The 6,219-nt window shown below is 41.5% G+C and carries 5 protein-coding genes; all 5 read right to left on the bottom strand.

The features are described 5' to 3' along the window. Window positions 1–144 precede the first annotated feature (144 nt). Window positions 145–1,869, bottom strand: coding sequence for a hypothetical protein (locus ACJ28U_RS12310; protein WP_407619479.1), 1,725 nt, complete (start codon window positions 1,867–1,869; stop codon window positions 145–147). 19 nt (window positions 1,870–1,888) lie between these two features. Beyond that, entirely contained in the window at window positions 1,889–3,448 is a 1,560-nt protein-coding gene (locus tag ACJ28U_RS12305; RefSeq protein ID WP_407619478.1) for a hypothetical protein, read from the bottom strand. Window positions 3,449–3,590: 142 nt separating this feature from the next. Beyond that, window positions 3,591–4,163, bottom strand: a complete 573-nt coding sequence (locus ACJ28U_RS12300) for a potassium channel family protein (protein WP_407619477.1) — start codon at window positions 4,161–4,163, stop codon at window positions 3,591–3,593. Between the two features lie 138 nt (window positions 4,164–4,301). Then, window positions 4,302–5,093, bottom strand: coding sequence for a 1,4-beta-N-acetylmuramidase (locus ACJ28U_RS12295; RefSeq protein WP_407619476.1), 792 nt, complete (start codon window positions 5,091–5,093; stop codon window positions 4,302–4,304). A gap of 158 nt (window positions 5,094–5,251) precedes the next feature. Next, complete coding sequence (locus ACJ28U_RS12290) at window positions 5,252–6,214, bottom strand: ADP-ribosyltransferase (RefSeq protein ID WP_407619475.1); 963 nt, start codon at window positions 6,212–6,214, stop codon at window positions 5,252–5,254. Window positions 6,215–6,219: the final 5 nt, after the last annotated feature.

The following is a 6,219-nucleotide window of genomic DNA, read 5'->3' as shown; positions in this document are numbered from 1 at the left end:
TGGCCATGAATATGACGAAAATGGCCATCATGGCGGGATAAAATCCCGTTATTTTTGGATAAAAAGAAAGAAGGAGAAGAAAATCCGTCGGATTTTCTTCTCCTTCTTCATTTTCAGCTAGAACTGTTCTGTCCCAGCCTCATCTCATTTCTTCATAAGCCAAATGGCAACATTTAAAAACACTGCAATCCACGCTATCAAACTTGCTACAATTCCCGCCATCGTCCCAAACATCGGAACGTAAGATATCGTAAGCTTATTAATTCCTTTTTTGTCCGGAATAAACAACGCGCCCACAACGTTTCTTCCAAGCATTCCTTCATTGACAGTTTTACCATTCATTTTCAAACGAGTCTGTTCATAAGCAACAACCGGAATTAGTCTCTTTTTGTTAGCAACATTGCTCTTCCACTGTAATGTCATCGTCCCATCACCATTAACAATGTGTTGGTAGGGACGCCATTGCTTTGAAAATGAGTTCATGTAGGCATCATAGGTTGGCTGGTGCGTTTCAGTTGTCGAATCAACCGGCACATAATCCGGTGTCGTACGATCAACATGATAAATCAACTTACCCATATCACCATCATGGAATAGCGGTTGAAGCTGCACAAACGTATGAATGTCTGGCGAGTACACATTGCGAGGCGTTGCCTGCAATCCCGCGTACAGTGGTGTCTTCTCGTTTTGAACATAGTAGACATTGTTCGCAACCTTCTGAGTCAGAAGTAGCACGGATACTACTGCAAGAATTACCGGCGTAAGGTGACGCACAACGTTATTATCCGGACGCACTTCCATAAACACCTTACCAACTACAACAATAGTTAGTGCATATCCCGTCAAGCTAATTCGACGCGGCATCTGCAAGAATGATCGTAATCCTGGGTAATTAGTTTCCAACAAGTGCCACGGTACAAGTGAAGTCCCCACCACCAAATAAACAATGGCGACAATAGCCATAAATCGAGTTACCACACTCAATTTTTTCCAAAAAGCAATTGTCATACCTAGCAATAGAAAGGCCATGACAGAAATCACGATGTCACTATTCGAATTAACCCCCGTATACATCGGCTGAAAAATTGGGCTTGTTTGTGGCACCATGTTCATCGCCACAGGAGAAATCAAAGTATTTCGATATACCTCAGCTAACGGCATAATCGTGTTCAAACTTAACACAATCGCCAATATCGCAGATAATACTATACGTCCCAATAATCGCAACTTAGCTTTTGTGAACCAGATACCGTGAACAAAGAAAGGCAACAACATTGGTAAGACAATCGCTACTGTTAACACTTGGAATTGTGCCAGCAAAGCAACGACAACACCCAAGTACACCGTTCGACGCCAATTAAAACGACCTTCAAACAAGTGCACCAAACTTGGAATAACCAGTGGCACAATCGCTAAAGCAATTGACTTCCAGGTCGCTCCAAAAACAAAACCATACACAGCAGCGGACGATGTGTATACGACACCCAAGCCTAATGCCCAACGTTTTGTTAATCCAATCTTTGTGGCCGCAAAATACATCGTCAAAATCCCCAATGCGTAGACAATGTATAACGTTAAAATTTGAAATTTATACCAAGTTCCTGCAACCAACAGTAACGCGCCGAAGAAATAAGTTACAAGCGGACTATAAACCTGGTTGACAATACGACCAGTTTGCTGAAATGTATATAAATTCAAAAAACTCAAATTACGATCTCGCAGCTGCATTGCTGCTTCAAAAATACGATTGTAATGAAAATAACCATCCACACCTAATAGTGCCGTACCATTAAATAAAATGGGACTCATAATCACCAATGGCACAATCAGTACCACAAGCATTAACTGCCAATTAACCTTTTTAAACATAACCCCTACTCCTAATGCCTTATTGGCCCTTCATTAACTCTGCACCACGATTAACAACTAAGTATGACTGATGCGTTGGACCCCAGTCCATCGCTTCAAATTCGCGTGTACCACCATCCTGCGTCGCATAAACACCCATATCAAAATCTGGATAAGTTAGACTGCCGACTAGCCATTTCGTCATTGGAATAGCTAAGTAAGCACCATCTGTAATGTAGTACAACTTCTGGTCCTTTTCATTAAACGACAAGAACTGTGTATAATACCCAGGCTTGCTGCGAATAACCGTCGGCGTTACCGAAAACTTAGGTTTGCCGTCAACCATCCTACCGTGATACAGCATCACATCCCCATTCTGTAGATTAGTATCTTTTTTTGTCTTATTTGTGACGACAGATACAATATACATGTTTCCGGTGTTATCAATCGAAAAATTACGTTCACTATTTATTTTGTCATGCGACCGTGGATCAGTAAAAGTAAAATCTGCAATTTCTACAGGTGCAAGTGTCTTCAAATCAACTTGTGTCAATGATTGCTTATAGGCGTCGTCCCCTTCAGCCATTAACCACAACCGCTTGGACTTGGCATCAAATGACAACGCCTGACCATGACCTGTATAAAATTCAGGTCCGACCTGCACCGAATCAAGTGCCTGTACCATCTTAGTTGAAATAAACGTTTGACTATTAACTAACTTTTCTAGTTCACGCAATCTATTTTTGCCACCACCAATTATGCCTGCTTGGCTTAATTTCTTTAAGTCAAACATCACTACACGGCCATACCTTTTTTTGGCGTTACTCTCGTAAACAATATATAATTTGTCGCCATGAATCATACTACCTTGCGGATTAGCCCAATTAACCAAATTCGTTGTTTCGGTCGGTAACAATAAATTGGTTTCAAACTTTGTAATTGGTCGAATTGAATTAGGCCGTGCAGTAATAACATTTGTTTCATCATTATCAGAACGATTCATTTGCATTGGCAATGTCGTTTGATACGCAATTTTATTTGTAAACGACAAGCCCGTCTTAGGGGTATTTACAATTTTGAAATTCTTAATTTCAAGCCGACTATTACCAAATGATATATCACCAAAGTTCTTTTTTATTGGTTGCGATACTGATGTCAGAACGTGCCATGCTGCAAGCTGAAAATCACTCGATTTATTTAAAATGTTTCCGTGTCGATCTAATAATTCAAACTTTATTCGAGCATCCTTATTTAGTTTCTCAGGTAAATTGAACTTAAAGTTCTGATTGATACGAATACTGTGCTTAAAAATAAGTCGTTCAGCATTAAAAACTGCCAAATCAACTGGTGAGTCCAAATGATAGCCCTTCGCACCAATTGCACCAGAAATAACGTTGCTATTATTTTTCATTGTTACATTGTCATAACTCACAGCGGTATATTCAGGCGTTGCTTCAAGCCTAATGTAGGTAATCCGCATATCCGGTAGAATTTTCACCTGATCAGGTGCTGTTACTTTCCCCGCAAAAAACACGTTTAATAATACCAACCAAATAACCGTCATTAAGGCAGCGATAATGCCCTCTATTTTGCGGTCCATAGTTCCTCCGTTCCAGATTAAAGAAAAAAGCAAGGCAATCGGCCTTGCTTTACCGTTTATTAGCGTCTATCAAATATTTTTCGATTCGATTCAGTTGTTGCTTCATCTCAGCAACTTCTTCTTGGAGTGCCTCATTCTCTTCCTAGAAATAACTGGTAATTGAAGATGTCAGCACACCAAACATTCCAACGCCACCAAGCGCCATCAGAATGGACAATAATTTGCCGAGCGTCGTATGCGCGGAAACGTCGCCGTATCCAACGGTTGACACGGTAATAATTGCCCAATAAAAACTATTCATATAGCTTTGATGCTCAACGAAATGGAAGGACACCGCCACCGCGATAACAATCGCAGCAACGACATAAAAAACGTTTGCAATATTAGTTTTCCGGAAAATCTTATTTAAGATATTGCCAATCAACGTTAGCACTTTCAATAAACGAAGCACCTTCAAAAATCGCAATGATTTGAACGGCGTCAATGCAATCAAATCGATTAGATGTGTTGCAAAATAACGTTTCTTGTCACGTGCCCGCTGCATGCCTCGAATATAAACAATACCAAAGTACACCCACAAAATATGGTCAATCCAGAACACCCAGGCCGGCACATGCATGATCATCTCAAAAATAGTCACTGCAATATAGGTCGTACTCAACACAATATTTAGATAAAACGTTGTCTTTTGTGGCAACCAAGTCGGCCGTACCATCTGTCTCACTCTCCCATTTCGAATAGCTAGACATATAGTACACTTATTCTTTATGCGTTTCAACGAAAGTTACCGCGAAAAGGACAAAAAAAAAGAACAGCTTCCCACTGTTCTTACTGACACAAATTGAATTTTTAATTAATACTCTGAAGGCCGGTATCCGGCATTACGCGCATCTTGTTCCGTCCAGAACCATTGCACGACATTCTTTGTGCGGTTGTAATAGCGACCACCTGGCACGTGGTAAATGTGATCAACCGATCCCTTAATCTGTCCATGTGCTGCTGGCGCCACTGGAGCAGTTGGTGCTGGTCGTTGGAAGAAAGTACCGTTATCACCGAAGTAATAACTCTTACCACCAATCGTTTGGTAGCCTTGTACCGTGCGACCGTCAGCACCAACGTAATACGTCATACCCCAAGCGTTTTCCCACTTGTTTTGTTGGCGCATACCATTTTGGAACCAGTAATAAGCGCCCATATAGTTACGGAAACCTGTGAAACGTTGTCCACCTTCGTACCACAGCCAACCTTGGCCAGCATCCATGTAACCAGATGCCTTACCACGCAAGAAGAATGTACCGTTATCACCAAAGTAATATGACACTCCGTCAATTACACGATTACCTTGAACTGCGCGTCCTTGATTATCCGTGTAATAAGTCATACCCCAAGCATGACGCCAACCTGAATCTTGACGGACACCATTAATAAACCAGTAGTACGTGCCCATGTAGTAACGGAATCCCGTATACTTTTGCCCATTTTCGAACCAGAACCACCCTTGTGGCGTACCCAAGTAGCCCGACTTGTGTTGCGCTTGAATCGTTTGCAATTCATCTGCATGCGTTTGTTGTACCGTACCTGATGCAACGTTAAACCCAACGACAGCTGCCACTGTAAGCATCACTGTCTTAAAAAACTTACCCATACCACGTCTCCTAGTGTAAAAATACGTACAAAAAATTAATACTTGTTTATTATAGACACATTTTCTTGGATAGTCATCTTCCATTTCAGAATAGAATTATATTCCAAACAAATAGCGAGGACATCTTCTTAGATAGCCTCGCCATTTCATTTAAATATTTACTTAACCATCGTCATTTCAACAACGTGGTACTTCTGGTTATAATTACCAGTCAATGTTGAAAAACCAGTCACTTTAAATTCTGAGTGATCCTTCACCAAGTATTCTGATTCCAAACCATATTCTTTTGACAACGGTGCGATATAGGCACCGTGACCTGTACCAGCTGGAATTGTCATTTGCAGTACGTAACTATCTGATGGATCCTTTGCAAAATCAAACGCGACACCCTTGTCAAACGACGTACTCATAAAGGCATTATCGCTGTACAATGCGCCGACTTGCAATGGTGCATTGTGCAATGAAATCTGCAGCCCCTTCGCACTAACCCCACGATAAACCACTGTAGTCTTTGGGTTGTTGTAAGTCGTCACCGCATTGTGAATGGCCGCTGTTGCAGCTGTTGTTTGTGCATCCGCAGTTGTCGTAATACCACGCAAGTAGTTATTAATCTTTACATAGCCATCATTTCCTGCATACCACGTAATCGCAGCTGTACTTGCAGCTGGAACAGTTGTCTTCCAGGTTTGAGAAACCTTTGCGAAAGTTGGTTCATCGACCGACATCCAAGGGTTTGCGTTAACTTTTGTAGCCGGCGTTACAGGCGCTGGCTTTTTGACAACCTTCGTACTCGTTGCTGGCTTCACACTTGATGTGGCATGACTAACGACGCTCGTCTTTGTAGAAGACTTTGCGACCGAAACCTTTACAGAAGAAGCCTTCACTGGCACAACTTTTTTAGGTGCAACGGACACCTTGTGTGCCTGAACTGCCTTTTTTGTAGTTGCTTTCTTAACAACTTGCTTAGACACAATCTTCTTGTGCGTTGTCTTCTTGACAGTCTTCTTTGCTGAAACATGATTATGTTGTGTTGTTTGCGCTGCAGATACTTCTACTGATGAACCTGCCAAGCTACCTAACACAGCAACTGTCGCTAATACAGAACCCAACTTAAACATCATAACCA

Source organism: Weissella sp. MSCH1, from assembly GCF_045799135.1.
In the GTDB taxonomy this organism is placed as follows: domain Bacteria; phylum Bacillota; class Bacilli; order Lactobacillales; family Lactobacillaceae; genus Weissella.
This window is presented reverse-complemented; position numbering and strand designations above follow the sequence as displayed.